Source organism: Candidatus Nanohalococcus occultus (genome assembly GCF_029207735.1).
Lineage (GTDB): Archaea > Nanohalarchaeota > Nanosalinia > Nanosalinales > Nanosalinaceae > Nanohalococcus > Nanohalococcus occultus.
Map to the genome: position 1 here is coordinate 364,770 of NZ_CP104395.1, position 26,352 is coordinate 391,121.

Sequence of the window (26,352 nt, forward strand, 5' to 3'; positions counted from 1 at the left end):
GCTGACGGCCCTTCGAAGGGTTTGATAAATCTGGCATGTTCCTCTGATAATATGAATTACAAGCGAAAACTTGCCAAGCTGAACAACAAGTATATTTGGTTCTTTATCTCGACGGCGATCATAGCAGGCATAATCTACTTCTCTGATTTCTCCCAGTTCGTGGACTCGATTCAGAACGCAGACCTTATGCTCTTAGTCCCTGCTTTCATCCTCGGGCTTGCCGTGTTCCCGGTCTGGAGCTATGTCTGGTACCGCATATTCCATAAGATGGGTATCGGCACCAGTTACACTACTGCGCTCGAAGTCTTCATGTCCGGGTTCTTCATGAACTCGGTTACTCCGCTCGGACAGTTCGGAGGAGAGCCTGTAATGGCATACATAGTCAAGGACTCACAGGACGTCGAGTACAAGAAAGCTATCTCCAGTGTATTCTCCGCAGATGTAATCAACACTGTTCCTGTACTCACCTTCGGGATCGGAGGAGCTATCTACGCGTTTTTCTTCCGTTCCGTGAGGCAGATGATGTTACAAGGACTTTACATCGCGTTAATAGTTGTAGCTATCGGCGGGCCGCTAATGTACCTTCTATGGTTCGAATCTGACAAGCTCAAGGATGTTCTGAGAGTCATACTTGACAAGCTGAAGGTTTTCGGCCTTGACCAGGTCAGGATAGATTCGTTAATGGAAAACGTCGATGACACACTCGCCTCCTTCCAGATAATCGGCGAGGACCCGGCATACCTTTTCAAGACGGGCTTGGTCGCACATTTCGGATTTGTAATCCAGGTCTTCTGTCTTTACTTCGTACTCTGGTCTCTCGGCCACCAGCCAGATATCACTCCGCTTTACTTTATAATCGCTTTCAGCGGACTGGCTAACTTCTCACCGACTCCTGGAGGTTCAGGAACCTTTGAAGCCGCTATGGCGGGCTTGGTCTCGCTATTCTTACCTGTCTCGTTCGCAACCGGGATTTCAGCAGCTATAATTTACAGGATGACGACCTACTGGCCGGGACTGATCATCGGTTACTTCACACTCAACAGGGTAAACGGCGGAAAATGAGCTACGTATACTTACTTGCCGGAGAGGACCTGGAGCTGGCAAAAGCCGACCTCCAAGGATTCCTGAGATCGCAGAAAATAGAGGAAACCTCTGACGTGGTTTCAAGACTTGCTTCCACAGAAACCGAGCCAGAGCAGCTCAAAAGACTCGGTCTAACCCATGAAGTCTCAAAAATACTCTACAGAGGCAAAAAGGAAAGTATAGACTTTGATTACCGACCTCAACACTCTTATGCGGTCAGAGCCGAGAATATAGACGCAGAGATTGAAGGAGCAGAATCTGAGATAGGAGAGTATCTTTCCACTGAAGAAAACTCTGTGGATCTCGAGAACCCGGTTGAAACCATCAAAATCTACGTCTTGGAAGATGAGATAGTTGTTGGAAAAGTTATAGAGGATATAGATCGTTCGCTTTTCCAGGAAAGAACTAATGATAACAGAGAGTTTTCCTCCCCGGTCTCGTTAGATCCTGTACTTGCCAGAGTACTTGTAAATCTCTCCGAGGCGCCTCCTGGCAGCCATGTAATCGATCCGTTCTGTGGAACCGGCGGCATACTGATCGAGGCCGGTCTATGCGGAATAGGAGTTCATGGGAGCGACATACAGAAAGAGATGGTCAAAGGCACGAGAAAGAACCTCGAAGAGTATGGAATAATTGTTCACGACATCAAAGAGTGTGCGATCGATGAGGTCAGTGAAGAGTTCGGAACAAAGTTCGATGCTTTGGTGACTGATCTGCCATACGGTCAGTCCTCGAAGTCGGAAAACCGCCCGATTCAGAACTTCCTTCAATCAATGGATGAGATAGCTGATACCAAGGTCTTCATGTACAACGAACCCGAACTGGCCGGATATGAGGCCAGCTTCGAGGTCTACGTTCACAAGAACCTGACTCGTTATATCTATGTGCTAGATTGAGTTCTGAATCTTTCCTTCGATCATCCAGTTTTCCGCATTTCTGGCTTTCTCACATAACTCGTTGAACTGCTGGAAATCCGTCTTGCCGTCTTCACTGTGGTTCTCAGGGACTCCTTCGTATACACCGAGTTCTGCTTTTTCAACGTCATAGCCTCGTTCAGATAGTTCTCTTGTTATCGCAGCAGGATTCAGGCTGAATTTATCAAAAATAGGTGAGTAAAGACCTTCGTTTTCGTCCTGGTCTATTATGACATGATAGTCTCTACTTTCAGGAGACGGGTTATCGTTTGGCAGGGTCTGTAGCCAAGGCGAGTGTGTTACGATGAAACGTCCGTTTTCACCGACCTCTTCAGCTGAAAGCGTGTCCTTCAGGTGTTTCCATATCTGGAATTTTTCTCCAGACGTCTCGTCGGACTCGGCTAGGTTTTCCTCGCCGTATCCTCCGAGAGTTTCCCGCGGGTTCCTCCCGTAATCGGCTTTGTCGCTTCTATAATCGTCTTGAGTAGTCATCTGTTTGTCCGGGCTTGGAACTCCTGCCCACGCACAAACCTCGTTAACTCCGCTGCTTTCACTGGGTTGAGTTCTGGAATCGTCCCAAGAATTGCGATGTAGTACCACTATGATTGACAAGTAACAACTATAATTCATATACTTTTCCCTATACGTTTTCTGAGCTGTTTTTCTAACCGCCGGGTTGCTTAAATCTTCAGCTGACAAGCTTTGTTTATGGATGTCTGGACAGTAGGAACCTCAAGTGCGGTGCCGACAAGAGACCGCGGACTAGCATGTAACATGGTAAACTTCGATGGGGAAAGAATACTATTCGACTGCGGTGAAGGAGCGCAGAGAAGCATAATGGAAAACAAGCTCGGGCTTATGAAAATCAGCAAGATCTTCATCTCCCACTGGCATGCCGATCACTTTTCCGGACTCCTAGGCTTAATCCAGACAATGGAGATGGAAGGCCGGGAACATCCGCTTTATATCTACGGGCCGCCACGGACAGAAGAGTTTACGGAAAAAATACTTGATACAGGATACTTCAACCGCAGCTACGATATCTTCGTCGAAGATCTTATCGAAGGAGATGTAATTGCGGGCCAGGGATACGAAGTACGGCCGTTCGAGGTTGAACACGGCATAAACGCGTTTGGATTCGTCTTCGAAGAACAGAAACACCGAAAGGCCAATAAGGAGAAGATGAAACAGCTCGGACTCGAATCATCTCCGAAGATAGGAGATTTGAAACAGGGAGAGACCATAGAGTACGAAGGAAAGACCATCGAGCCGGAGGAAGTGATCGAGGAGGTCTCAGGTCGCAAGGTCGTATACTCCGGAGATACTCAAAAATGCGATAAAATGATCGAAAACGCGGCAAACGCCGATCTCTTGATCCATGAAGCGACCTGTCTACACGAGATTATCGAGGATCGTCATGGCCACACTTCGGCAAGACAGGCCGCAGAGATAGCCAAGGAAGCCGGTGTAAAACAGCTAGCTATGACCCATCTCTCCAGAAGATACCTTGGACAGGAAGATGAACTTGAGAAAGAAGCAAAGCAGGTCTTCGAGAACTCAGTTCTAGCCGATGACGGGATGCGTTTCGAGATAAGCCCGCATAGACCGGAATAAACCCTATTCTGGACGTGAGCGGTTGTCTTCCGTCAGCTTCCGGTCCTCGCTCGGGACGACTTCGATATCGGCGTCTTCGAAATCATGTTTGATATCTGTAAAACGATCCATGAAAACGGCTAAGGCAGCTATCTCGCTGTGAGGCTGGTGGCCGATGCCTACGTTGTAATCAACGTTTGTATAGACCTTTCTCGGGACTTTTTCCGCTCCGACAACGACCAGTATGTCCTCGTCGAACTCGGCGTCTATATCATCTATCTTTTCCTCGATCGGTTCGCCGTACATAGTCAAGTGGACTTTGAGACCGTCGAACTCCTTGATCACGTTCCCGAAATCTTTACGGTAGGACACCTTGAACTCTCCGCCCCAGCGATCTGCGATATCTCGGACGCTTTCCATCATCTTCGAGTCTTTCTCACCGCTGTATACGATCTCTTCGGCACCCCACTGTCTGGCTGTCAAGGCCACGTGGGTTGAAATCCTATCATCTCGTCCGGCACGATGACCGATCCTAAGTATCTTAATCACAACTCAAGATTCTTCCGCAAATCTTAAACGTCCAGACCTGGCTAGGAGTCTTCACCGACATTATTTTAACTATCGGTTCTCGAATCTGGAATATGAGAGAACAGCTTGACGACTGGTTCCAGGATCTGAAGTCTGTCTTAACAGGTCCTTCAGAGTTCTTCGAACAGCTCGAAGACTACAGTCTGGGACAGTCCGCTAAGTTCGCAGGTTTGATGGGCGCGCTGATCGGAGGCCTAATCGGTCTTGTGGTAATTCTCTTCGGAGTCGTAAGTCCGGGAGCCACAGGAACTTCGGCAGTCACCAGCGTAGTCATCGGATTACTGATGCCCGTACTTCTCGGGGTTTTCTACATCCTAAACGCATTTATCTCAGGAGCGCTTATGCATGTAGTAGCATACGCCCTTGGAATGAGAGATGTAGAAAAGACTGTTTCCGCATTCACTTATTCGCTCTCAATCACAGTCATCAGCTGGATCCCGCTGATCAACTTCCTAGCCGCTATATACTCGCTTTACATCCAGTACGTAGGAATCAAGAAGCTACACGATACAACGCCTTTCAGAGCGTTTATAGTAGCGATTTCACTTCCTGTAGCTGGAATGTTGCTTTATATAGCGCTTCTGGTTATGGTTCTGGCTGGTTCGACGGCTCCGGCTACAGTTCCAGCCCAGTAAACCTCGACCTTTCCTTCTTTTTTCTTTCTTACCGAATCCGAAGCTTGATTTCAGAGACTTCTGGTGTTCGCGCCAACAGCTATTCAAAGTTACTTCTGAAAAACTAGGATATGATTGAAGTAGAGCTTCCAGACGGCTCCAAACTAGAAATGGAGGAAAACTCAACAGTAGAAGATGTAGCATACAAGATCGGAGAAGGCCTAGGAAACGACACCAAAGCCGGAAAGATCAACGGAGAGCTAGTCGCAAAAGAAGAGACCGTAAGCGACGGAGATAAAATACATATCGTCACTCCAAGCAGCGAAGAGTACCTGGAAGTTCTACGCCATAGCGCCGCACACGTATTCGCACAGGCACTGAAACGAATCCATCCGGAAGCAAAGCTTACAATTGGGCCTTCCACGGATGAAGGATTCTACTACGATGTAGCCGATGTAGAACTCGAACAGGAAGACCTGCGAGAGATCGAAGAGGAGATGGAAAAGATTATCGAAGAAGACCTCGAGATCAAAAGAGTTGATGGGATGCTTAGGAGTAAAGCACAAGCATTCTTCTCAGATAATAAGTACAAGCGGGAAATCCTTGAAGAAGAGGCAGCTGGAGGGAACCGAGTCACGTTCTATGAACAAGGAGAGTTCAAGGACCTGTGTAAAGGCCCTCACGTCGATTCAACCGGGGAGATCGGCGGCTTCAAGTTATTGAATATCGCAGGTGCTTACTGGCGCGGCGATGAAGAAAACGAGATGCTAACAAGGGTTTACGGAACCGCTTTCGCAGACGAAAGCGATCTGGATGAGTTCCTTGAACTGAGAGAGGAGGCTCAGAAGAGAGATCACCGTAAGATCGGGAAGGAGATGAATCTTTTCTCAATACCGGAGGTTACAGGTCCAGGTCTTCCGCTTTACCATCCGAACGGCCAGACAGTTATCTCGGAGCTGAGAGGCTTCGTTGACAACATGAATAAAGATCAGGGCTATGACTTTGTGGAAACACCTCATCTGTTCCGAACGGAGCTGTGGAAAGAGTCCGGTCATTACGAAAACTACCGGGACGATATGTTCCTGCTGGAAGTAGGTGACGAAGAGTACGGTCTGAAACCTATGAACTGTCCGGGTCATGCCACAATTTTCAAACAGCAGTCCTGGAGCTACAAGGACCTGCCGGTCCGGTACGCAGAGAACGGGAAGGTCTACCGGAAGGAACAGCGCGGCGAACTGTCCGGTCTCTCAAGGGTCTGGTCGTTTACAATCGATGATGCTCACCTGTTCGTACGGCCTGATCAGATCAAACAGGAGATTCTACAGATAATGGAAAACATCGAGAAAGTCTTAAAGACCTTTAATATGGAAGCTGAGTACTTTCTCGCGACAAGACCGGAAAAATCCGTTGGAAGCGATGAGATCTGGAACAAGTCAGAAGACGCCTTACGTGAGGTACTAGAAGAACTAGATCTCGAGTACGGCGTTGAGGAAGGAGACGGGGCCTTTTACGGTCCAAAGATCGATGTGGCCTTCGAAGACGCTCTCGGAAGGGAGTGGGATGGTCCGACAGTACAGCTTGACTTTAACATGCCAGAAAGATTCGATCTAACTTACACAGGGGAGAACAACGAAGATCAGCGACCGGTCATGATCCACCGTGCGCTTTATGGAAGCTACGAGCGTTTCATGATGGTATTAATCGAGCAGTTTGAAGGAAGTTTCCCAACATGGCTGGCACCGGAACAGGTTAGAATTCTGCCGGTCAGCGATGACTCACTTGAATACGCCAGAGAAGTCAAGGAGAAACTGGATGGGTTCCGCGTTGAAGTCGAGGACCGTTCATGGACGGTCGGCAAGAAGATCCAGAACGCTCACGACGATAAGGTTCCTTACATGCTGATCGTTGGAGATGACGAGGAAGAGAACCGAACGGTTTCCGTCAGGGACAGGTTTGAAAACGAAGAGTCCGATGTTCCGATCGAGGAGTTCGGAACCCACCTAGCCGAGGAGGTCGCGGACAAACGCTTGGAACCGGATTTCATCGAGTAAAGTGCCGTAAAAGTTAAACGCGGGGCTGAGTAAAGCCCATGAGTGGAAGAGTACAACAGTCCCGCAGAGGCTTTGAAGTCCTACAGCCAGGAACTGGCTGGTTACAAACAGAGAATAGGAAAGGTCCAAACCGTCCTCAGAAGCTATAACAATAAGATTGAGGAGCTTAAGGACGGCGAAATTCCAGAAGAGGAGTTCGAAAAGTATCTTGAATCCGTCTCCCAGCACCTTCTGGGCTTGAAGGATCACGGTCAGCGACTCAGTAGTTACGATTTAGACTTCGAGTCCGAACCCGACATTCTACCCGAACTAGCCTCGTATCTTGCCGATCAGCACGGGTTCGAGATCCCGGAAGATGAGGTAGGTCTAGAAGAATACCGGTCCCTGAGAGATCAGATGCTCAAGGACTCGGAGGGTGCGATAAAAACCGCGTTAAGACTTGATTCAGATTTCTTACAGAGCAAGCTGGGGAAGGATCTAGCCGAGGTATACGAGCAGAAACTTGGACCAGAGGAAAGACGGGATCTCAGACGGTTCCTAGATGCCGAGAAAGCCCAGCAACTAATGGAAAATACACGGGAACGTCAGAATCCTTACATCAAAGATACAGGAACCAAGAGCATCGAAGAGGCCATGAAGCGTGTTCGGAAGCAAGGCCCTCGGTTTCCGCTCAGCCAGGAAAGCCGAGAGGTCTCTGAAAAAGAGTATGAGGCAAACAAGAAATCTATCGAGGAGGCCTTGGAAAGACGTGAGGGAAGACGCCCTCGGTACATCCAATGAGTTAACCGTAAAAAGCACCGGCCGAAATTAGATTCTATGAGTAAGAAAACGCTTTCCAGAATCGATCCTGTCTCCCTAGGTAAGTGGAGTGCGCTGGTTTCCACAGTTTTCAGCCTGGCAACTCTTTTGATCTACGTACCGTTCCTTTTCATCGGGCTTTCCACGGTGGATGTCGCGTTGACAGGGCTTTTAGCTGCGATTGTAGGAGGCATCTTCTTTGTTGCTTTCCTGATAGCGGTTTACGCGGGAATGGGATTCGTCATGGGCGTGGTTATAGGGCATGTCTATAACTGGTTTGCCGGAAGGTTCGGTGGTCTAAAGCTGGAATTTGAGGACTGGTAGCCGCCCGATATTGACTTTGTTTTAAAAGCTTCACCTCGATTAACCAGTATATGGTAAACGTATACGATGTCAAAGCCGAGCCTCTAATCAACGCAGCGGCAAACGATCTAGAGGATGATTTCGAAGCACCTGACTGGACGGAATTTGTAAAGACAGGTGTGGGAAGAGAAAGAACTCCGGAACAGGACAACTGGTATCACATTCGTTCCGCAGCAATCCTCAGAAGAATCTACACAGATGGACCTCTTGGAGTATCCAAGCTAAGGACTATCTACGGAAAACGAAAGAACAACGGACACGCACCAGAGCATCATTCAAAGGCTTCTGGAAAGGTTATCCGAACCGCTCTTCAGAACCTTGAACAAGCAGGTTACGTTGAGACAGAGGAAGGCGAAGGACGAAAGATCACAGACGAAGGAAAGAGCTTTCTGGACGAAAAAGCATCAAGCCTAGTTTAGACTAGCTATGTCAGACTCCGAGGACGAACTGGAAAAGCTCCGTGAACAGAAACGCGAGCAGCTCCAGAACCAAGACGGTGAGGATCAAGCTGAGCAACAACGCCAGCAGATCAAAAACCAGGCCTCGAAGTACCTGACCTCAGAAGCACAGTCAAGACTGGGAAACATTCGAGCAGCGGATCCTGAGAAGGCATCCGCCATCGAGATGCAACTCGCCCAGATGGGACGCGCAGGACGCGTCAAGGAAAACTCGGTCACGGATGAACGACTGAAAAACATCCTGGAACAGCTCAGCAACGAGCAGTCGAAAAATCAAGGAAGTATAAAGTTTAGAAGGTGAAACAAATAGTATGAGTTCCAACAAGTCAAAGGCAAAGAAGATAAGATTGGCGAAAGCTAAAAAGACAGCTAAGTCCGCACCAAGATGGGTTTCCATCAAAGCATTCGGTATGGACAAGGCACGGAAGAAGACGATCAAGCCACGCAAAAGCCGACATTGGAGAAGAAACGACACTGACGAATAATGAGAATGAACATTTCACAGGCTTACGCATACCCGCGTAACAAGAGAGCAAGCAAAGCACTAGCTGTTCTGAGAAGAAAGCTAGAAACTAAAGAAGGAGAGATCAAGGTCAGCAACGAGCTGAACAACGTTATCTGGAAACGCGGAGTTCAGAAGCCTCCGAAACGGATCGACGTAGTCGTTGAGGAAAACGACGACGGCGAAAAAGTCGCTTACCCAGAAGAATGATTGAACGTTACAACTACGAAGGCGAGCCAACCGTTGGCTTCGCCGCCACAGTAACGCCTGAGTACGCGATCTATCCTCCAGAGTTCAAGCGGAAGGATTTTTTCGAAGCAAAGTCAGTAGAGACCTTTATCACTCGGACAAAGCTTCCAGGTCTTTTCACCGCAGGTAACTCGAACTGTATCCTGGTTCCTGAAGGACTTTCCAACATCGAACAGAAGAAGATGGAAGAATCTGAGGTAGCCTTCGAGGTAATCAACTCAAGGAGAAATGCTTTAGGTAACATGATACTGGCCAACGACAAAGGCGCTTTAATCTCCCCGAGACTTGAAGAGGTCAAAGACGAGATCGAAGACGCACTGGAGGTGCCTGTCAAGATCGGTACGATCGCAGGAATACCTAATCCCGGAGTTGCCGCAGCAGCCAACAACAAAGGCGCATTACTACACCGTGAAGCAACCGAAGAAGACGCCGAGCTAGTCTCAGAAGTACTAGATGTTGAACGAGTAGATATCGGCTCCATCAACATGGGATCGCCCTACATTGGATCTGGAATGATCTGTGACGATGAAAACGTCTTGGTCGGAGAGGAAAGTACCGGACCGGAGATCGGAAGGATCGATAGAACTCTTCACGTAGAAGAGCAGTAAGTGTTCCGACTGGCGTTCGAATCACATAGTGTCCTCCGTTTTCCCAGCTGGTTTCTCGCAGTGTTTAAAAAGTTCTTTACCACCTCGTTAACTATGAAAGAATACGTTTTCTCAGGAGAGATAACTCAGGGAAAAGGCACTCAGCCGTTCGAGAGAACAGTTGAAGCTAACTCTATGAAACACGCAAAGGACAAACTTTACTCAACGCTTTGTAGCGAACACTCTGTAAAGAGATCAAAGATTACAGTCGAAGAAGAGAACGAGGCTTAATACTTATGCAGGGACAGCAGGCCATGCAGCAGTACCAGCAGCTCCAACAGCAGATCGAGCAGGTACAGGAATACGTCGAGCAGGTAGAACAAAACATCGAAGAGTCTCAGGAAACAGTTCAGGCCGTCAAACAGCTTGAAGACGCAGAGGAAGGAAGTGAGGTACTTGCTCCTATCGGATCAGGTGTTTCCGCGATTACAGAGCTAAAGGAGACTGGTAAAGTAGTTGTAAACATCGGCAGCGAGACAATGAAACAGACGGATCTCGAAGGAGCGGAGAAAGTACTTCAGGACCGACAGGAGAACCTGAAGAGTACGAAAGAGGAGCTGGATGAGACGCTTGATGAGCTACGGTCTCAGATGCAGGAGATCCAGCAGGAAATTCAACGCCAGCAAGCCGAACAACAGGAAGAATAATGCTCGGACGTTTCAAGGACACTGTAAAGGACTTATCGGATAACGTAAAGTCAGCGGTAGCCAAAAAAGAGCTGGATGAAGACACACTTGATCCGCTGCTCGAACAGATGCGGCTGAAGCTACTTCAGTCCAACGTATCGATGGAGGCAGCCGAACAGATAGAAGCTCAGATACGTGAAAGCCTTCTGGGAGAAGAGGTAAAGCGCACAGCCGTCGAGGAAACTGTTAACCAAGCTGTAAAAGACGCGCTCTTGGAAATACTTGACGATGGCTACGATTTCTACAGTGAACTTGAAACGGTCGAGAAACCGCCCGTAGTTTTCCTTATAGGTTTCAACGGCAGCGGCAAGACCACTACGGCTGCTAAACTGGCCAAGCAGCTCGACGATAGAGGAATGGATACTGTTCTTGGAGCGGGAGATACTTTCCGTGCGGCCTCGATCGAGCAGCTTAAAGAACACGGAGACGCACTGGGAAAGAAGGTAATCGCCCACGAATACGAATCGGATCCGGCAGCGGTAGGCTATGATACCGTCGAACACGCTAACAACAACGACAAAGTCGCGTTGGTTGATACGGCAGGGCGCTCACACTCTGATCAGAACCTGATGGATGAGCTGAAAAAGATGGTTGATGTCAACGAACCGGATATTACGTTCCTTGTGATAGATGCCTTGGCAGGCAACGATATCGTCGAGCAGGCAGATGCCTACGAAGGAATGTTCGATGCGATCATCGTCACCAAGATGGATGTTGATGATGCCGGTGGAGCAATTATCTCGATCAGCCAGAAATCCGGTAAACCGGTCGCGTTTCTCGGCAACGGCCAGGGTTACGATGATATCGAGGATTTTGACAAGGAAAAGTTTGTCGAACAGATCCTCGAATAAACGTATCTTTTTCTCTTCTTTACTCTCTTACTGAATTAAATAGAAGTTAAAGTGGAACTTTATTTGTTTCTGGACGATTTAGCGGCTTAGAGCCTGCTGTCGCTCCAGCCGTTCGTCCATTGAATCTTCAAGCTTCCGTAGCTTGTTTTTCAGCGGCTCGAGATCCTCTTTCATATCGTCCATCTTGATCTGTTTGCTCTTAGAGGAACCTTTTGACTTGATACGGTCCTTTCTCATTGTGGCAAGCAAGTGGTTGACTTCTGCGACTAGCTGTTCGTACTCTTTCATCTGGGCTTCGATGTAGGATATCTCTTCGTGAAGCTCTTCACGTAGCTCTTCGGTAGCTTCTTTCTTCAGCTCCTGTTTCATCTGCTGTTTGTCAATTCCGAACTGCTGTCTTACTGTCTTGTAGAACTTTTCCATGCCCATTGCTAAAACCTGTATTCACTCTTTGCTCGTAAAATCCTTTTAAGGCTTGTGGTTGCGGATTCTCGCAAAAAATCAAGAGTTTCCCGAGATTACTCTTCGTCCAGTGCCTCGGGTACGACCACTCCCATCTCCTCGAACTGGTTCTGCTCATAGAAACGGGCGGTGATGGCTCCGAGAACAGCATCGAACTGTTCGGCGCCTCTAATATTTGATGCCTCAACTCCGATAGACTTCAAGGCCTCGTCCGTATCAAGAGCAAGTTCTTCAGCTGTAATATGTGGATCAAAACGGATGAAATCGGGGGTATTGCCTCCCATAACATTGAACGCCTGGTCTTGAAGAGCCTCCAGACGTCTTGCCGTAGTTTTCTGCTGGCCTGAAGGCGTGAAAATATGTCCTTGTTCTTTTAGCTCTTTTTCTCCTTCGTTAAGCTCTGTAGGCCCGACTTCCATGGGGGCGTCTACAGCCACTACTCCTGGCTTTTTCTCATCGAGTTTCTCAACCAGTTCATCGTTGGTCGAGACCTCAAAGCACTCAATTTCCTCATCTAGAAAAGCTATAACGGATTTTTCTTCGATGTTATCCTTTAGTATAATTCCTGCTATCATTCTCTTATCTCTAGCTGTTCTTGAAACGTTTTCTGGGTTTCAAACTCATCGAGAGAACGGTTTTTCTCACGTTTCTCTCTGATCTGTTTGCTCTCAATAAAACTTTCAAGCCTATCAGCGAACTCGGCTAAAGCCTTGTTGAACTCCTCTGGTTTCTCATAGAAGCAGAAGCTGCCTCCTGCGACCTCCCGGACTGTTATATCCGGTCTTAGCGCGATAGCATCTTCAAGCGTTGAGAAACGATCGTCGGATGCCTGAATAACCAAGCCATTCTCAATTTCTGTATCGGACTCAATGCCGCTGTACGAACAGTAATCGCTGTAGTCCATCAGCTCAAGCTCTTCTGACAGTTCTCTGGCGATACGGTAGTTCGTATTCTCCGATAAAAACAGTTTTTTCAGGAGTTTGGGTTTGCCACACGTACTTGAGACTAGTTTGAACGTCTCGCGTCGAACTTTCGGGATCTCAAAGCTGAAGTTCGTCATCACTGTAGAGATCACTGTCTTCCTATCGCTGAAACTCTGTACAACGCGATTACTTAGGTCCGATCCGATCAGAACAACGTTATCTAGGTTTTTCCGATTTAAAACAGTTTTCAGGGCTTTTACAGAGCTTTCATAATCTCTGTCATCTGTTCTGACGCAGAGTGTTCTGTAACGGTTCGAAAAATACTTCAACTGGTGTTTCCATGTTTTCCAGCCGCCGATACCTGGTACGAACACTATCTGGATGTTCGAGTCCGTCTTCGAATCGTAGTATTCTATATCTTCCTCAAGGGGTTCAAACTCCATATTATCGACTAGAGCCGGAAATTCTTTTATCCCTTGGACTAAAAGGCCTTTAACGTGGCCAGTAAAGACCAGTTGATACTTCTAATAGGTGCGCTCTCAGGAACCACAGCATACTACCTGTACCCGGAGATCGGACTAGCCTCAGCTCTAATGATAATTTTCGCCGTATCATGGTTCCTATGGGGTCTGACAACGAAAGGCAAGACACTAAACACAGTCAGCTTCCTCAAGAATCCGCCGATCGCAGCTTTCATGGGATTCATCGGCAGCTTCATCTACCTCAGCTTCCAAGGCTACAGTTCGGCGAACACCTGGCTTTTCGCATTCGGCATAGCACTTCTCTCCGGGCTTGTATCTATCATGTTGAACACTTTATGGAGTATAGGAGGAGACTGAGCAGGTAAATCCTGAAGGTTTAATGCTTTCCCGACTAACAGTAGAGTATGTTTGACAAAATAAAGGAATCTGTCCAGAAGTTCTCCCGCAAAGGAGTTGCGGACGAGGAAGCCGTAGAACAGCTCGTAAAAGACATTCAACGCGATCTGATCGCAGCCGACGTGGATGTCGGACTTGTATCGGAACTATCCGATGAGATAAGAGAAGAGGCCTTAAGCGAAGACGTACCGAAGGGACTTTCCCGGAAAGAACACGTACTTGAAATTGTATACAACAAGCTCGAAGAACTTCTAGGAGACGAACCTGAAATAGAGGAGCCGGACAGAATACTTCTATGCGGTCTCTACGGAGCAGGAAAGACCACGACTGCCGCGAAGCTAGCCGATCACTTCCGGAAAAGAGGCCGGAAACCAGGGCTGATCGCAGCGGATACCGACAGACCGGCAGCATACGATCAGCTAAAACAGCTATCGGAAGATGCGGAATCTGCTTTTTATGGTGAGAAAGACGCTGAAGACCCCGTAAAAGTCGTGGAAAACGGGATGGCTGAAATCGATTCGAACCTTACTATAGTTGACTCGGCGGGACGTAACTCGCTGGATGAAGACCTGAAAAAAGAGCTTTCGGATATGTACGAGGTTTTCCAACCGGATTATACCTTCCTGGTGATGCCGGCTGATATCGGTCAGTCCGCGAAAAAACAGGCCGAACAGTTTACGGAAGCCGTAGGCGTCGATGGTGTTATAGTTACCAAGATGGATTCCAGCGCGAAGGGAGGTGGAGCGCTTGTAGCATGTAAGAACGCAGGCGCGCCGGTTTTCTACGTAGGAACAGGTGAGAAACTCGGCGACCTCGAGAAGTTCGACCCTGTTGACTTCGTATCGGACATGATTGGTCAGCCCGATCTCGAATCATTGCTTGAGAAGGTTGAACAGCTAGATACCGATCCGGAAAAACTCCTGGAAGGAGATTTCACACTGGTTGATTTCAAAGAGCAGATGGAAAGTGTGACAGACGCCGGCATGATGGAAGAGATCATGCAGCAGCTGCCTATAGGAACACAGATGCCGGACAACATGGCCTCTATGACCGAAGAAAAGATTGGAAACTACAGCACCATAATCGATTCAATGACAGAAGAGGAGAAAGTCGATCCGTCGGTTATCAAGAAGTCAAGAGTGGAACGTATCGCTGACGGTTCGGGGACCTCGAGAGAGGATGTCCGTGAACTGATGAAACACTTCCGCCAGACAAAGAACATGATGGATAAGTTCGATAAAGGATCAATGAAACGTGGAAACATGCAGAAAATGATGAAACAGATGGGTCTCTAGGACCCTTTAGGATTTTTCTTAACAGTCGTAACCTTCCCGTACTTCTATCGTTGCTTCTCCGTCACGGGCGTCTTTAACATAGAAGCCTCTCGGACTATCCTCGCTCATGTCGCATAGGATATTATCTCCCTCTTCATATGAAATTGGTCCACTCGCATCAGCTACGCGGTCAATTTCCACAGTTCCGTTAGAGTATGAGTTCTCCAGATATATTCCTTCGTGAGTGTCGCCCTTCTCCAAAAGTACTTCTGTACGGCTTTTTTCGTTTGAGGCACATCCAGCTAGGCCTGTAAGTGCTGCGGTAGTACTTGCTAAAAACGTCCTTCGTGTAGTTTCAGAATCAGTCATTATATTGTTACTCTCTGATAGCTAATTATAAATAAGTCTTGGTATACCGGGGCGTCCGAGACCGTGGCGCTTGGTCTAGTTCAGACTTCCATCTGTGGATAAATCTGTTTTAGCTGCTCAAGTTCGTTTTCATCGTAGAACTTCTTTTTACCGAGTCTTTTCTCAAGCATTTCCTCTTTCTGCCGGTACTCTTTTTCAACTTCTTCGTCAACAGTTGATAGAAGGTCGTGTACAACGCTAGAGGTGGCTCTAAACGTATCGATAAACGTGTACCATTTCGATGGCACATGATAGTCTGCGCGTGAAACTGCCTCGGTAACTCCGAGCAGTGTCAGCAAGCTGTATCTATACAGCGTTTTCCGTGTTCTTGAAGGCATCTAGTGTTTTTCCTCTCGGTGATCCCCCCTCTCACTCGTTACTCCCCTTCAAGTATATACTAATCCGTAACCGGTTTATAAAATCGACGATAGTTTGAGTTTATGATAGCTTTAATCTCTGATTCCCATGTTCCCAACCGCGCGGACAGAATACCAGAGCAGTTCATCGAAATTCTAAAACAGGCTGATACTGTAGCCCACTGCGGAGACTTTGAAACCCGGGAGATGTACGATGAGCTTGATTCGATCAGCGAGGAGTTCCATGCGGTTAAAGGCAACTGCGATAGGTTCGAAATCGATAACTACAACTCATTTGAGACTAATGGGGTGAAGATCGGTATGTACCATGGATCTCGTATCACGCCTAGAGGTCACAAGCCTACCTTGGCAAAGACCGCTGATGAACTAAACTCTAAAGTGCTTTTACACGGCCATACCCACCAGCAGGAAGCGACAGAGTTCGAGGGAAAGATTCTGTTGAACCCTGGTAGCTGTACCGGTGTAGGAGGCGGCAGCTCCGTCGATGGAAATCCCCGGATGATGAAAGTTTACGTCGAAGACGAGCTGAGAGTTGAGATGATCGAACTTGTTGATGGCGAGGTAAATCAGATAGAATCGAAGTCCTTCGAACTCTAGATGTGTTAAAAGCTTCAGCTCTATAACCTAGGTATGAATCCAGTAAAAGAGAAAGCTGATGCTTTGCTTGAAGAAAAACTATGTGATCACTGTCTCGGAAGGCAGTTTGCCAAGCTAGGTTACGGCCTTGAAAACTACGAGAGAGGCGCAATAATAAGAAAAGAGCCTGATCTAGAGGAATCGGACTTCGATCCGGAAAACGTCCCGGAGGAAGCGGAGTTCGAAGGTTCAAACATTGATTCTTCCGAATGTAAAGTGTGTGGTGGTTTGTTTGCTCGTGTGGATGAGTACGCTGATATGGTGATAAGTTCTTTCGATCGTTACGAGCTATCGACTTTCCTTGTCGGAATCCGTCCGCCGGAAAGTGTTATAGCCGCAGAGGAAGACTTATGGGAAGATTACGGCGTTGAGTTCACCGAGCCGGTAAAAACCGAGTTATCTCGCTTGATAGGAAAACGCGTGGAAAAAGAGCTTGGGATCGAGGTGGATTTCGAGCGAGCGGACATCATGGCGGTTGTAGACATGCGGGAGGGAAAGGAACGTATCGAGCTACAGGTCAACTCGCTTCTGGTCTACGGCCAGTACAACAAGTACTCAAGAGAGCTACCGCAGACCGAATGGCACTGTAGAAACTGCCGTGGAGACGGCTGCGATGAATGTGACTGGACTGGTAAAAACTATCCGACGAGCGTCCAGGAAATTATCCAGGAGCCTTTCATGCGTGAAACCAAAGCGATCGATGCGAAGTTCCACGGCGGAGGCCGAGAGGACGTTGACGCAAAGTGCCTGGGTAAAAGAGAGTTCGTACTCGAGCTGAGAGAACCGATCCACAGAGACCTTGATCTTGAAGCACTGGCTGAAGAGGTCAACGAAAGCGAGGACGTAGAGATATTCAACGTGCGGCCGGCAGGAAAAGATGAGGCCGCAGAGATCAAACAGAAACACGCCGACAAACGGTACCGCGCTCTGGTCGAACTCGAAGAAGACATCGAAGAAGAGAGCCTAGAGAAGCTTCAGGAGATCGTAGGAGAGGTAAAACAGTTTACGCCGAACCGGGTACAGCACCGCCGGGCGGAAAAGGTCCGCAAACGAGAAGTCTTCGAGATAGAAGCCGAGAGAGTTGGCGAGAAAAAGATAGAACTTGAGATAGAGGCCGAAGCCGGTACCTACATCAAGGAGCTGATTTCAAGCGATGAAGGAAATACCGAGCCATCGGTATCAGATATACTTGGAACCAAAGCTGAATGTGTGGAATTAGACGTTTTGTGGGTTGAAAAGTAAGGTTTTCGATAGAAAAGGTTTGAGACCGGAGGACTCGTTCTATGGCGAGCATTTAGGTGAAAGCCCTCCGGCATCCTGGTCTAAGCTTCTTCGTAGCCGGGTGATTCCTCGAGAATCTCTCCGGCCAGTTCATCAACTTCCAGCTGATTGATGCTTTTTGCGTCGTCCGGAATTCCTCCCCCTGTGTAGTCTGCGATTGTCCTTCCCCTCAAAGTGTATTTGTGACTCCACAGTTAAATAAGTGTTGTAACTAAGCAGTGGCACTTAGATTGTTCTGTTGTAGGGCTGAGCGCAACCATTTGTAGTCCGGGTTTAAAAGATTTCGATCCAGCTGTAAACTTAAGAGGAGATTCAAACAATGGCACAGAAGTCCCACGGCTCTCAGCACGGAACACGTCACAAGTTCGCACGTGATCCGGAACAGACCTTAACTGTAAACGACCACATGAAGCAGTTCGAGGAAGGTGAAAAAGTACTAATCAAGTTCCATCCAAGCGTACAGGATGGCCGCGTCCACCACAGATACCACGGACGCACAGCAGACGTCACCGGAAAACGCGGAGACGCAGTAGAGCTAAAGGTAAAAGACGGCGGAAAAGAAAAGACACTTTACATCAAGCCAGTACACCTACAAGAGGTAAAATAGATGGTGGATCGAAGATCTTCCAGGAACCAGAAGACACGAGGTGTCTTCGGACAATGGAAGTAAAGGAAGAGGAGTATGTCTACCCTGTAGAGGCTCTAGAAGTCCTAGAAGACAGAGACGAAGAGTCCCTCAACCATGAGCAGAAGATCGCTCTGGAAAACCTTGTCAGACACTGTAAGGTAAAGGATCTGGAAACCCTTGAGAAGCTTAACGAGGAGCTTTCAGAAATCGAGAGCTTGAAGGAAAAACACGTTTTCAAACTGCTCGAAGTAGTGCCAAAGCACGAATCAACGGTAAGAGCGGTTTTCTCAAAGGAAAGAGTCAAGCTTGATGACAGCGATATCGAAGAGATCCTCGAGATCTGTCAGAGCATAGAGACCTCCGACGAATAAAAGCTTCGGTCTCACAAGTCTGATTATGACTCAGAAAGACGAATACATCAGAGTTCTGGATTTCCTGGAAAGAGGCCGGGCAGGACAGAAAGACGAGCCTGTAGCCCATGGAATCGGAGCTGAAAACTTCAACCTTCTGGAAGTTGTAATGAGAGATGAGGTTCGACCGAAAGGCGGTCAAGAACTTTACATTGGAGAAGGCCAGAGAGACGAAGTAAAATACATCAAAGGACGTATCAGCTTTGACGATCTAACATCTACCGGACAGAAAGAACTGGATTACGTTCTGAAAGCACTTGTAGATGAAAAAGAAGAAAAGTTCGTCAAGTTCTTCAACGAGGCAACACCTGTAACTCCTAGAAGACACGCATTCGAGCTGCTTCCAGGAGTAGGAACAAAGCTAATGCAGAACCTTCTAGACGAAAGAGAGAAAGAAGAGTTCGAAAGCTTCAAGGACATCAAAGAACGTGTATCAACGATGCCGGAGCCTTCCAAGCTCGTAGTTGATAGAATAATCAAAGAGCTAAAAGGCGAAGCCAAACAGAAGCTTTTCACATGAACCAGAGAGAACAGCTTCGTAAACTCGGAGTACAGCCTGTAAAAGGCCAGCATTTTCTAGAATCCGATGCGACCGTTGAGGCATTGGTCGAAGCCGGTGAGGTAGACGGACAGGACGTACTGGAGATCGGCCCGGGAACAGGGATTATAACTGAAAAACTGGTTGAACGAGCCAGCAGCTTGACTGTTGTTGAAAACGATACAACGCTGGCAAGACATATCGAATCCGAGTTCCCGGACATTGAGGTACTGAACAAAGACTTCTTGGAACTTGAAGACCTTGAGTACGATCGGTGCGTTTCAAACCTTCCGTTCCAGATATCCTCGGAGGCACTCCGTAAACTTGGGGACGCACAGATCCAGTCCAGTCTGATCGTACAGAAACAGGTCGCGGAAAAAGCCATAGCTGACCCCGGTGAATCGGCTTACAACGAGTTTTCCATCGCGGTACAGTACTATTTCGTTCCTGTAAAGCTGAGAGACATTTCTCGTTCGAGCTTCCATCCGAAGCCGGAAGTCGAGGCCTCGATCCTGAAACTTTACCCGAACAAGGAACGTCACGGGGTAAAAGACGAGGAGGCTTTCTTCGAGCTGGCAAAAGCGCTTTTCACACACCAGCGGAAAAAGGTCCGGAACGCATTTGTGGATGCCCGACACATGCTTGGCTTTGAGAAAGACGAGGCTAAAGAGATCCGTGATGATCTGCCTCACTCGGAGAAAAGGGTGACCGAACTCGAGGTCAGGGAGATCGCGGAAATTTCAGAGAGCCTTCGGGCAAAAACTTAACTTTCCCGCCGCTAATTATATTATGCCGAAATGGATTTTCGTAACCGGAGGAGTTCTATCAGGCCTTGGTAAGGGTTTGATCAGCGCAAGTGTTTCAAAACTTCTACAGCAAAGAGATCTGAACATCGTGCCTGTAAAATGTGACGGGTACCTGAATGTCGATCCGGGTACGATGAACCCGCATGAACACGGCGAAGTATACGTCCTAGAGGATGGAACCGAGGTAGACATGGACTTCGGTCACTACGAACGTTTCCTAGACATTGAAGGCCGAGGAGACTGGAACCTCACCTCCGGAAAGATCTTCCAGAGTGTGATCAACAAGGAACGTGAAGGCGAGTATCTCGGCGAGACCGTCCAGATGATACCTCATGTAACTGATGAGATCAAAAAACGGTGGGAAAAAGTAGCTGGAACCGAGGAAGCCGATATCGTAATTGTAGAGATCGGCGGGACTGTAGGAGATATGGAAAACCAGTTTTACCTCGAGGCAGCCCGCCAGATTTGTAACGAGGAGGAAAGCTTCCTGATTCATACAACGCTGGTTCCGTACCTTGAGACCACCGGAGAGCAGAAAACCAAGCCGACCCAGCACTCGGTGAAAAAACTACAGGAAGCCGGCCTGGATCCGGACATGGTTGTCGGCAGAAGCAAGAAACCACTAGACGAATCAGCTGTTGAGAAAATATCTCTGTTCTGCGATGTCCCGGAGAAAGCAGTTGTATCCGACCCTAACCTTGAATCTGTCTACCAGCTTCCGTTGGAGTTCGACGAGCAAAACGTCGATGAGATAGTTGCTGAAAAACTCGATCTGCCTGAAAGAGAAAACAACATCGCCGAATGGGAAAACAGGGTACAAAACCTGCTGGGAGAGACCGGTGCGAAGATCGCTATCTGCGGGAAATACACCGAGATGGACGATTCCTATGCCAGCGTTGAAGAAGCCCTCAAGCACGCTGGAGCTGCCAGCAACACCTCGATCCAGGCCGATAACATAGATGCGGCCGAGATCACAGCAGAAGAACTTGAAGAGTACGATGGCATAGTCATACCAGGAGGCTTCGGAAAACGCGGAGTAGAGGCCAAAATGGAGGTAATCAAGTACTGCCGGGAAAACAACGTTCCGATCCTCGGACTTTGTTATGGCATGCAGCTAATGGTAATAGAACAGGCAAGAGGCCTCGGAATCGACGCATCATCCGAAGAATGGGGCCAAGATGGAGTCAACGTCATCGCCGAACTACCCGGACAGAAAGACATCGAAGAACTCGGAGGAACCATGCGGCTCGGAGAGTTCGAGGCAGAAGTAACCGGAGAAGTCAAGGACATTTATGGCTCCGAGAAAGTCTCGGAAAGACATAGACACCGGTACGAGGTCGATCCAGAGTACATCGAAAAATTGGAGGAGGGAGAAATCCGGTTTTCCGGTTTCCACGGAGATCTACCGGAGTTCGTCGAAATAAAAGACCATAAATTCTTCGTTGGCACGCAGGCACATCCGGAGTTTAAATCCTCGCTTCAGAACCCGAATCCGCTGTATAAAGCCTTTATAGAGGCCTGTCTGTGACGTACCCGGTAAGCGAGGACACGCTGTTTTTCAAACAGCATCTTGAGAAACTGGATTTGGAGGGCAAAAAACTCCTGGAGGTAGGAACCGGTAGCGGAGAGCTAGCAATCCGGGCCGCACAACGCGGAGCCAAGGTCACAGCGCTCGATAAAAACCCTGAATCTGTCGAGAAGGTCAAGGAGAGAGCTGGAAACGAAGAGGTTGAGCTAGAGGTTGTCCGCTCGGATCTACTCGGGGAGGTCGAAGGATGTTTCGATTTCATCCTGTTTAACCCGCCCTATCTTCCCGGGAAAAGAGAGGGTGATTCAGACCCTTTAGTTGGTGGAAAGAAAGGCATCGAGTTAACCGAAAAGTTTATCGAACAAGCCCGCAAGTATCTAACTAAAAACGGCGAAATATACTTTATAGGAAGCTCTCTGGCAGATCTTGAATCACTGGAAAGTAAATTCGAGGTTGAGAGAGTTGATGAGACCAGGCTCTGGTTCGAAACACTTGTTCTTTACCGGCGTTCTACCTAGATTTTTATACAAGACGGCCTAATCTTTGGTCATGAAGAGTTTTTCCGCTTTACTGATCTCGATCGTGGTTTTAGCCGCCCCGGTTGCCGCCCAGGACACCTTGGATTGGGATATAAACAATCTTGATGAACCTGTAAGTCTTTTGGAGACTGGTAACAACTCCTCTACGATTCAAACCGTACGACTGGTCAATGATGCCGAAGGAGAGCCTATAACGCCGGCTAACTTCACGTCTAAGGAAGATTTCGAGTACAATTACTCCGGAAATATCAGCTCGATGGAGCATTTACAAAACGGATACTGGTACGCTAACTTAACTACTATACAGGAAAATACAACGATCGAGTATCAGCTTGTGCGTTCGGATGGGTCTTCTACAATAGAGGAGAATTTAACGGAGACTTTGGATGTAGGAAATCTGTCTGTAGAGTTAATGAATGATTTTAACGGTTACGTGAAGCCAGGAGAGGACGTCCGGCTTCAGGCAAATGTAACCGATACCTGGAATGACACGAACGAGGATGATGCGACGGTCGAAGCATACGTTACAAACGGGACTTGGACAGGCAAGCTCGGTAAACTAGGGTACAGTCCTTCAACCGAAGAGTACTCTCTACAGGTTGAGATGCCTGATCACGCTAATTCAAGTTATATTATACATATTAACGCATCGGCCTCCGGACAAGGGTATAACAAGCCCTACGGATCGACTTCCGATGTTTTCGACACCTATCCTCGTTCCACAGGAAAGATAGCGTACTTAAACGCATCTTCAGGTTGTGATAACAGTTCATTTTTCACTGAATGCGGAAGAAATGCTGAGATCGAGACAGGATACAATATGACGGCCTTCGAGGCCTCGGATGTTGAGCTAGCTGTCAAAGCACCGCTGAAAAACGGCACGATGAGAACTCTGGATACTTTTTCGATGGATGAAAACAGTTTATGGGAGACAGAGTTCCAGCTACCTGAGTTAAATACCTCTAAGTACCAGGAAAAAGTTTCAATGGTTTACAACGCTTCGGTCAATGAAGATCAGCTGCTCACACGTTACAACGTGACTTACATCGACTACCGGCTTTCCGATGCCAGTGAGAACTCGGTTCAGCAGACCGAGGATTTCTTGATGAGGTTCTCGATCGAAGAGCCGTTTACAGGTAACGCAGTCGATTTATCGGAGATGGAAGAGGTAAACGCAACGATCTACGATCCAAACGGAGATATCTTCAGGAACTACAGTATCGGAGAGATCAGCTTCTTTTCAAACACAGGTTTCTACGGGAAAAACGTTTACTTCTCAAGAGATGCGGAAAACGGAACTTACAGACTGAATGTTACAACTACGGACAGTTACAACTCTACGAAGAGCTTTGAACAGCCTTTTAACGTCGGAGAGGTCAGCTCCACGTTCAACACTACGGATGAGATTGAATTCGAGTTTATGGACTTACTGGAGCATGAAAGAATGTTTAACGTAACCAATCAGAAATCAGCGAATCTTACGTTAAACGTAACACTGAGTGAGGAACTTGAAAATGTTACAACTGTTAACGGCGGAGAAAATCTTTCACTGAACGCTTCGGAGACAGAGAACTTTACAGTGGTCTTTGATCCGGTGAACAAGACTGATATCGACGGCGAGATCACTTTGACGGATGAAACCGCTGGGTTCTCCGAGGAGATCGATGTTGAGATAGGAGAGCCTGCGTGCGGACTTATCGACGGCCGTCTATGTGTTAACTCGGGGGAATGGATGAACGTCACTGCCTCCGAGCGCGGAACTGTCGAGGAAAGTTTCTGGGTACAGGATCCGAGGGAAGGCAATCTTTCGGTAACGCTGGCTGAAGACGATACGGCAGATGTGTTTACGGTTTCGCCTTCAGGCTTTGAGTTAAACGAGTCTCAGGAGGTAAATGTCAGCTTTGACGTACAGGAACCTGGTAACTTCACAGGCGCGATCACGGTAAGCTCGGAAAACTACTCGGTGACAGTACAGACTTTCCTAGAATCGAACGTACAGTCACTTGAAGCCGCGGTAAACGTTCCAAACAGCATTGATCTTGGAACAGTTACGACAGGAGAGAGCGTCACACGGACGATCACAGTCGATAACACGGGAGATCTCGAGGTTTACAGCACACAGGTACAGTCTTCGACCTTCGATGTCTCAACTGAGAACACGACAATTCCGGCCGGACAGAGCCGTGAACTAGATCTAAGCTTCTCCAGTGTGGAAGAGGGTTCGGGAACAGTAGAGTTAGTCTCATTTACCTCAGAGGATACTATTTACTCGACGATCCCGGTTTCCACGACTCTAGAGTCAGGATACATGGGAGGCGACGAAGATGATGGTGCGAACGGTTTCAACGGCTCGGATAACTCGTTGAACGGTTCAGATGATAACTCTCCTGGAGACAGTCTTTCAAACGATGAACAAGAAGAATCGTCCGGATCAGGTATTTTAATCCTGATAGCAGTAGTGGTCTTCATACTGTTGCTGGCAGGATTTGTACTGTATACAAGTTACATTCCTGAAAAAGGCGATCCACTCTACAGCGTGTTAGGTGAGTAAAAATGGAGTTACAGCTTATAGCCACCGCCCTCTTGCTTGTCGGAGTATTCCTGGTAGCTATCAAAGTCCTGAAAACTATGTTTGAAGTTGCGACGGTCGCAGCGATCTCAGGAGCATTCTACACTTTTATGGCGGTAAGTTTTGATTTCCCTTTGAACCTACAGACCGTACTAGGGTTCGCCGGACTTGGAACAGGCCTTTACGTCGCTTACTCAATCCTGCTTCCATTACTGGGTCTTGGCTGGGATGTCCTTACCGTACCGGTTGATGTAGCTACCTGGGTATCAAGTAAGTACAAGGGCTTTAAGAAGAGCAGAAGGCTCTCGAAGATCGAGTCAACGCTGAAAGACCACGATCAGAAACTGAAAGACGAAGACTCGGGTAAGAAAACAAAGGAAGTCGTCTTAGATAAAGTAAAGGAGAAAAAGGAAGAATCTAGTTCCCAAGACTGACTGAACCCGCATCCAGCCGTCCGACAGTTCCGTTCATCTCCAAGCGGCTTTCAACGAAGTCAAATGAGAGATCGCCTGAAAACGAGTCAGCTGACAACTGAGTGCCTGAAATACTTGCGGATGTCGAACCTGACTCAATATCTCCCTCTACATTATCAAGGCTGAAATCCGATCTGGTAACGTTTTCTATAACCAGTCGATCGGAGCTTACCTGCTCTCTGATCTGAAAACTACCCGAGATCTCGACACCGTTGGAAGAAGCTCTCTGAGCAGTTCCATCCAGCGTCAAAGGCTTATCAAGTGTTACAGTGCCGCTGAAACCTTCCAACGTAAATGAAGTCTTCGATCTAATTGTCCGGTCACCGTCAGTTATCTCAGTGAGGTTTTCCGGACTCAAGTCCGCAGAACTAAGCCTTACTTGCTGTGGAAGCGAACCATTGAAGTTCAGATCTGCTTTAACCGGTGTATCCGAATCCCTTCTATCAATAAGTCCTGTGAAAGCCCCTAGATTCCGAGGGGAAAGGTCAGCTGAAGTAAATTCATCAAAGTTTAAACCTTCATCCATTGAAAACGAATTACCGCCGTTTACAGCGATACTTGCGGCCGCAAGCGATACCAGTACGGCGGCCAGAACTTTTGTGTCTAACATAAACAGGTTTAATGATTCAGGAGTTAAAAACTCTTTACAGTGAAAGCGATAGTTCTAATCGAGCCAGAGATACCGGAAAACACAGGTTTCATAGCACGGCTTTCCGCCAACTTCGGATACCCGCTACGGATTGTCAACCCGGAGTTCAACATCGAGGAAGCTCGCTCGACCGCGAAAAACGCTCAAAAACAGTTGCGTGACGCAAAAATATTTGACTCGGCGGAAAAAGCTGTAGAGGATCTTGATTACATTGTCGGAACGAAGCCCGGACGTGGAGACAGTTTACACGAGTTCGAGCCGCGGGAAAATACCTCGATAATGATCGGCCGGGAAAGCTCAGGCCTATCAAACAAGGAACTGGAACTATGTGATTGTACAGTCTACATTCCTACCTCCGGACACTCTTCCTTAAATCAGAGCCATGCGACGGCTGTAATCGCATCACATTTTTACCGTGGGGAAACGAAGGGAATGCCTGGTGCTATGAAGGAAAAGATCAAGGAGCTAGCGCCTGAAACCGTTGCGAACGCGGTTATCGCCTCGAACCCTTCGAAAGGAGAGGCTGGAGAGATCATCTCCGAGCTCAAAGACGGTTAGCTTAAAAAGCTCGCCTCA

The 26,352-nt window shown here is 47.9% G+C and carries 37 protein-coding genes; 28 read left to right on the top strand and 9 right to left on the bottom strand.

What is annotated here, in order from left to right; translation table 11 throughout:
• Window positions 1-51: 51 nt before the first annotated feature.
• Together SVXnc_RS01890 and SVXnc_RS01895 are read left to right on the top strand one after the other, a co-directional pair.
• Window positions 52-1,062 (top strand): lysylphosphatidylglycerol synthase transmembrane domain-containing protein, encoded by a 1,011-nt coding sequence (locus tag SVXnc_RS01890; protein WP_347722271.1) that lies wholly within the window; start codon window positions 52-54, stop codon window positions 1,060-1,062.
• Window positions 1,059-1,979 carry a methyltransferase domain-containing protein gene (locus SVXnc_RS01895; RefSeq protein ID WP_347722272.1) on the top strand — a complete coding sequence of 307 codons (921 nt, stop codon included), beginning with the start codon at window positions 1,059-1,061 and terminating at the stop codon, window positions 1,977-1,979. The genes SVXnc_RS01890 and SVXnc_RS01895 overlap by 4 nt, the downstream gene beginning before the upstream one ends.
• Here the strand turns inward: SVXnc_RS01895 and SVXnc_RS01900 are convergent.
• Window positions 1,971-2,609 (bottom strand): hypothetical protein, encoded by a 639-nt coding sequence (locus SVXnc_RS01900; protein ID WP_347722273.1) that lies wholly within the window; start codon window positions 2,607-2,609, stop codon window positions 1,971-1,973. The two genes, SVXnc_RS01895 and SVXnc_RS01900, sit on opposite strands and share 9 nt — an antisense overlap.
• A gap of 96 nt (window positions 2,610-2,705) precedes the next feature.
• Between SVXnc_RS01900 and rnz the strand changes: the two genes are divergently transcribed.
• Window positions 2,706-3,611: a ribonuclease Z gene (gene rnz, locus SVXnc_RS01905; RefSeq protein ID WP_347722274.1), complete on the top strand. Its 906-nt coding sequence runs from the start codon at window positions 2,706-2,708 to the stop codon at window positions 3,609-3,611.
• Window positions 3,612-3,614: 3 nt separating this feature from the next.
• On the opposite strand, the gene SVXnc_RS01910 is transcribed toward rnz, so the two are convergent.
• Entirely contained in the window at window positions 3,615-4,139 is a 525-nt protein-coding gene (locus tag SVXnc_RS01910; protein WP_347722275.1) for a tRNA (cytidine(56)-2'-O)-methyltransferase, read from the bottom strand.
• Window positions 4,140-4,231: 92 nt separating this feature from the next.
• Between SVXnc_RS01910 and SVXnc_RS01915 the strand changes: the two genes are divergently transcribed.
• The 12 genes from SVXnc_RS01915 (at window position 4,232) to SVXnc_RS01970 (ending at window position 11,397) form a co-directional block, all read left to right on the top strand.
• On the top strand, window positions 4,232-4,813 hold the full coding sequence (locus SVXnc_RS01915) for a YIP1 family protein (protein WP_347722276.1): 582 nt from the start codon (window positions 4,232-4,234) through the stop codon (window positions 4,811-4,813).
• 110 nt (window positions 4,814-4,923) lie between these two features.
• Complete coding sequence (gene thrS / locus SVXnc_RS01920; protein WP_347722277.1) at window positions 4,924-6,843, top strand: threonine--tRNA ligase; 1,920 nt, start codon at window positions 4,924-4,926, stop codon at window positions 6,841-6,843.
• Between the two features lie 42 nt (window positions 6,844-6,885).
• Window positions 6,886-7,623: a hypothetical protein gene (locus SVXnc_RS01925; RefSeq protein ID WP_347722278.1), complete on the top strand. Its 738-nt coding sequence runs from the start codon at window positions 6,886-6,888 to the stop codon at window positions 7,621-7,623.
• 36 nt (window positions 7,624-7,659) lie between these two features.
• On the top strand, window positions 7,660-7,965 hold the full coding sequence (locus SVXnc_RS01930; protein WP_347722279.1) for a hypothetical protein: 306 nt from the start codon (window positions 7,660-7,662) through the stop codon (window positions 7,963-7,965).
• 50 nt (window positions 7,966-8,015) lie between these two features.
• Window positions 8,016-8,423: a 30S ribosomal protein S19e gene (locus SVXnc_RS01935; RefSeq protein ID WP_347722280.1), complete on the top strand. Its 408-nt coding sequence runs from the start codon at window positions 8,016-8,018 to the stop codon at window positions 8,421-8,423.
• 7 nt (window positions 8,424-8,430) lie between these two features.
• Complete coding sequence (locus SVXnc_RS01940; protein ID WP_347722281.1) at window positions 8,431-8,763, top strand: DNA-binding protein; 333 nt, start codon at window positions 8,431-8,433, stop codon at window positions 8,761-8,763.
• 10 nt (window positions 8,764-8,773) lie between these two features.
• Window positions 8,774-8,947, top strand: coding sequence for a 50S ribosomal protein L39e (gene rpl39e, locus SVXnc_RS01945; protein WP_347722282.1), 174 nt, complete (start codon window positions 8,774-8,776; stop codon window positions 8,945-8,947).
• Window positions 8,947-9,174: a 50S ribosomal protein L31e gene (locus SVXnc_RS01950; RefSeq protein WP_347722283.1), complete on the top strand. Its 228-nt coding sequence runs from the start codon at window positions 8,947-8,949 to the stop codon at window positions 9,172-9,174. The genes rpl39e and SVXnc_RS01950 overlap by 1 nt, the downstream gene beginning before the upstream one ends.
• On the top strand, window positions 9,171-9,821 hold the full coding sequence (locus SVXnc_RS01955; RefSeq protein WP_347722284.1) for a translation initiation factor IF-6: 651 nt from the start codon (window positions 9,171-9,173) through the stop codon (window positions 9,819-9,821). The genes SVXnc_RS01950 and SVXnc_RS01955 overlap by 4 nt, the downstream gene beginning before the upstream one ends.
• 93 nt (window positions 9,822-9,914) lie before the next feature.
• Window positions 9,915-10,091 (top strand): 50S ribosomal protein L18Ae, encoded by a 177-nt coding sequence (rpl18a, locus tag SVXnc_RS01960; protein ID WP_347722285.1) that lies wholly within the window; start codon window positions 9,915-9,917, stop codon window positions 10,089-10,091.
• A 5-nt stretch (window positions 10,092-10,096) separates the two neighbouring features.
• Complete coding sequence (gene pfdA, locus SVXnc_RS01965; protein ID WP_347722286.1) at window positions 10,097-10,507, top strand: prefoldin subunit alpha; 411 nt, start codon at window positions 10,097-10,099, stop codon at window positions 10,505-10,507.
• On the top strand, window positions 10,507-11,397 hold the full coding sequence (locus tag SVXnc_RS01970) for a signal recognition particle receptor subunit alpha (protein ID WP_347722287.1): 891 nt from the start codon (window positions 10,507-10,509) through the stop codon (window positions 11,395-11,397). The genes pfdA and SVXnc_RS01970 overlap by 1 nt, the downstream gene beginning before the upstream one ends.
• Window positions 11,398-11,475: 78 nt before the next feature.
• Here the strand turns inward: SVXnc_RS01970 and SVXnc_RS01975 are convergent, their stop codons facing one another.
• The 3 genes from SVXnc_RS01975 to SVXnc_RS01985 all read right to left on the bottom strand — a co-directional run bounded on the left by SVXnc_RS01975 (window position 11,476) and on the right by SVXnc_RS01985 (window position 13,225).
• On the bottom strand, window positions 11,476-11,826 hold the full coding sequence (locus SVXnc_RS01975; protein ID WP_347722288.1) for a hypothetical protein: 351 nt from the start codon (window positions 11,824-11,826) through the stop codon (window positions 11,476-11,478).
• An 89-nt stretch (window positions 11,827-11,915) separates the two neighbouring features.
• Window positions 11,916-12,434 carry a hypothetical protein gene (locus tag SVXnc_RS01980; RefSeq protein WP_347722289.1) on the bottom strand — a complete coding sequence of 173 codons (519 nt, stop codon included), beginning with the start codon at window positions 12,432-12,434 and terminating at the stop codon, window positions 11,916-11,918.
• On the bottom strand, window positions 12,431-13,225 hold the full coding sequence (locus SVXnc_RS01985) for an alpha/beta fold hydrolase (protein WP_347722290.1): 795 nt from the start codon (window positions 13,223-13,225) through the stop codon (window positions 12,431-12,433). The genes SVXnc_RS01980 and SVXnc_RS01985 overlap by 4 nt, the downstream gene beginning before the upstream one ends.
• Before the next feature lie 54 nt (window positions 13,226-13,279).
• On the opposite strand from SVXnc_RS01985, the gene SVXnc_RS01990 reads away from it, so the two are divergent.
• Window positions 13,280-13,621: a hypothetical protein gene (locus SVXnc_RS01990; RefSeq protein ID WP_347722291.1), complete on the top strand. Its 342-nt coding sequence runs from the start codon at window positions 13,280-13,282 to the stop codon at window positions 13,619-13,621.
• A gap of 47 nt (window positions 13,622-13,668) precedes the next feature.
• On the top strand, window positions 13,669-14,955 hold the full coding sequence (locus tag SVXnc_RS01995; RefSeq protein WP_347722292.1) for a signal recognition particle receptor subunit alpha: 1,287 nt from the start codon (window positions 13,669-13,671) through the stop codon (window positions 14,953-14,955).
• An 18-nt stretch (window positions 14,956-14,973) separates the two neighbouring features.
• On the opposite strand, the gene SVXnc_RS02000 is transcribed toward SVXnc_RS01995, so the two are convergent.
• On the bottom strand, window positions 14,974-15,303 hold the full coding sequence (locus tag SVXnc_RS02000) for a hypothetical protein (protein ID WP_347722293.1): 330 nt from the start codon (window positions 15,301-15,303) through the stop codon (window positions 14,974-14,976).
• Between the two features lie 80 nt (window positions 15,304-15,383).
• The gene (locus tag SVXnc_RS02005) at window positions 15,384-15,680 is read right to left on the bottom strand and encodes a hypothetical protein (RefSeq protein ID WP_347722294.1); all 297 of its coding nucleotides are present in this window, start codon (window positions 15,678-15,680) and stop codon (window positions 15,384-15,386) included.
• 102 nt (window positions 15,681-15,782) lie between these two features.
• Between SVXnc_RS02005 and SVXnc_RS02010 the strand changes: the two genes are divergently transcribed.
• On the top strand, window positions 15,783-16,316 hold the full coding sequence (locus SVXnc_RS02010; RefSeq protein ID WP_347722295.1) for a YfcE family phosphodiesterase: 534 nt from the start codon (window positions 15,783-15,785) through the stop codon (window positions 16,314-16,316).
• A 33-nt stretch (window positions 16,317-16,349) separates the two neighbouring features.
• Window positions 16,350-17,597 (top strand): tRNA pseudouridine(54/55) synthase Pus10, encoded by a 1,248-nt coding sequence (locus tag SVXnc_RS02015; RefSeq protein ID WP_347722296.1) that lies wholly within the window; start codon window positions 16,350-16,352, stop codon window positions 17,595-17,597.
• 80 nt (window positions 17,598-17,677) lie between these two features.
• Here the strand turns inward: SVXnc_RS02015 and SVXnc_RS02020 are convergent, their stop codons facing one another.
• A complete protein-coding gene (locus SVXnc_RS02020) occupies window positions 17,678-17,809 on the bottom strand; it encodes a hypothetical protein (protein WP_347722297.1) in 132 nt (43 codons plus the stop codon).
• A gap of 146 nt (window positions 17,810-17,955) precedes the next feature.
• On the opposite strand from SVXnc_RS02020, the gene SVXnc_RS02025 reads away from it, so the two are divergent.
• From SVXnc_RS02025 to SVXnc_RS02060, 8 genes are read left to right on the top strand one after another with little or no spacing between them, the layout of a single operon-like run.
• On the top strand, window positions 17,956-18,243 hold the full coding sequence (locus tag SVXnc_RS02025; protein WP_347722298.1) for a 50S ribosomal protein L21e: 288 nt from the start codon (window positions 17,956-17,958) through the stop codon (window positions 18,241-18,243).
• A 53-nt stretch (window positions 18,244-18,296) separates the two neighbouring features.
• Complete coding sequence (locus tag SVXnc_RS02030) at window positions 18,297-18,635, top strand: Rpb4 family DNA-directed RNA polymerase subunit (protein ID WP_347722299.1); 339 nt, start codon at window positions 18,297-18,299, stop codon at window positions 18,633-18,635.
• A 25-nt stretch (window positions 18,636-18,660) separates the two neighbouring features.
• Window positions 18,661-19,194 carry a DUF655 domain-containing protein gene (locus SVXnc_RS02035; RefSeq protein WP_347722300.1) on the top strand — a complete coding sequence of 178 codons (534 nt, stop codon included), beginning with the start codon at window positions 18,661-18,663 and terminating at the stop codon, window positions 19,192-19,194.
• On the top strand, window positions 19,191-19,979 hold the full coding sequence (gene rsmA, locus SVXnc_RS02040) for a 16S rRNA (adenine(1518)-N(6)/adenine(1519)-N(6))-dimethyltransferase RsmA (protein WP_347722301.1): 789 nt from the start codon (window positions 19,191-19,193) through the stop codon (window positions 19,977-19,979). Before SVXnc_RS02035 ends, rsmA begins: the two co-directional genes overlap by 4 nt.
• A 22-nt stretch (window positions 19,980-20,001) precedes the next feature.
• Entirely contained in the window at window positions 20,002-21,546 is a 1,545-nt protein-coding gene (pyrG, locus tag SVXnc_RS02045; protein ID WP_347722302.1) for a CTP synthase, read from the top strand.
• A complete protein-coding gene (locus tag SVXnc_RS02050) occupies window positions 21,543-22,064 on the top strand; it encodes a HemK2/MTQ2 family protein methyltransferase (RefSeq protein WP_347722303.1) in 522 nt (173 codons plus the stop codon). Before pyrG ends, SVXnc_RS02050 begins: the two co-directional genes overlap by 4 nt.
• Window positions 22,065-22,095: 31 nt before the next feature.
• Window positions 22,096-24,636: an Ig-like domain-containing protein gene (locus SVXnc_RS02055; RefSeq protein WP_347722304.1), complete on the top strand. Its 2,541-nt coding sequence runs from the start codon at window positions 22,096-22,098 to the stop codon at window positions 24,634-24,636.
• A gap of 2 nt (window positions 24,637-24,638) precedes the next feature.
• Complete coding sequence (locus SVXnc_RS02060) at window positions 24,639-25,088, top strand: hypothetical protein (protein ID WP_347722305.1); 450 nt, start codon at window positions 24,639-24,641, stop codon at window positions 25,086-25,088.
• On the opposite strand, the gene SVXnc_RS02065 is transcribed toward SVXnc_RS02060, so the two are convergent.
• Window positions 25,072-25,737 (bottom strand): hypothetical protein, encoded by a 666-nt coding sequence (locus SVXnc_RS02065; protein ID WP_347722306.1) that lies wholly within the window; start codon window positions 25,735-25,737, stop codon window positions 25,072-25,074. The genes SVXnc_RS02060 and SVXnc_RS02065 overlap by 17 nt on opposite strands.
• Window positions 25,738-25,776: 39 nt before the next feature.
• Between SVXnc_RS02065 and SVXnc_RS02070 the strand changes: the two genes are divergently transcribed.
• Window positions 25,777-26,334 (top strand): RNA methyltransferase, encoded by a 558-nt coding sequence (locus SVXnc_RS02070; protein WP_347722307.1) that lies wholly within the window; start codon window positions 25,777-25,779, stop codon window positions 26,332-26,334.
• The last annotated feature ends 18 nt before the right edge of the window (window positions 26,335-26,352 follow it).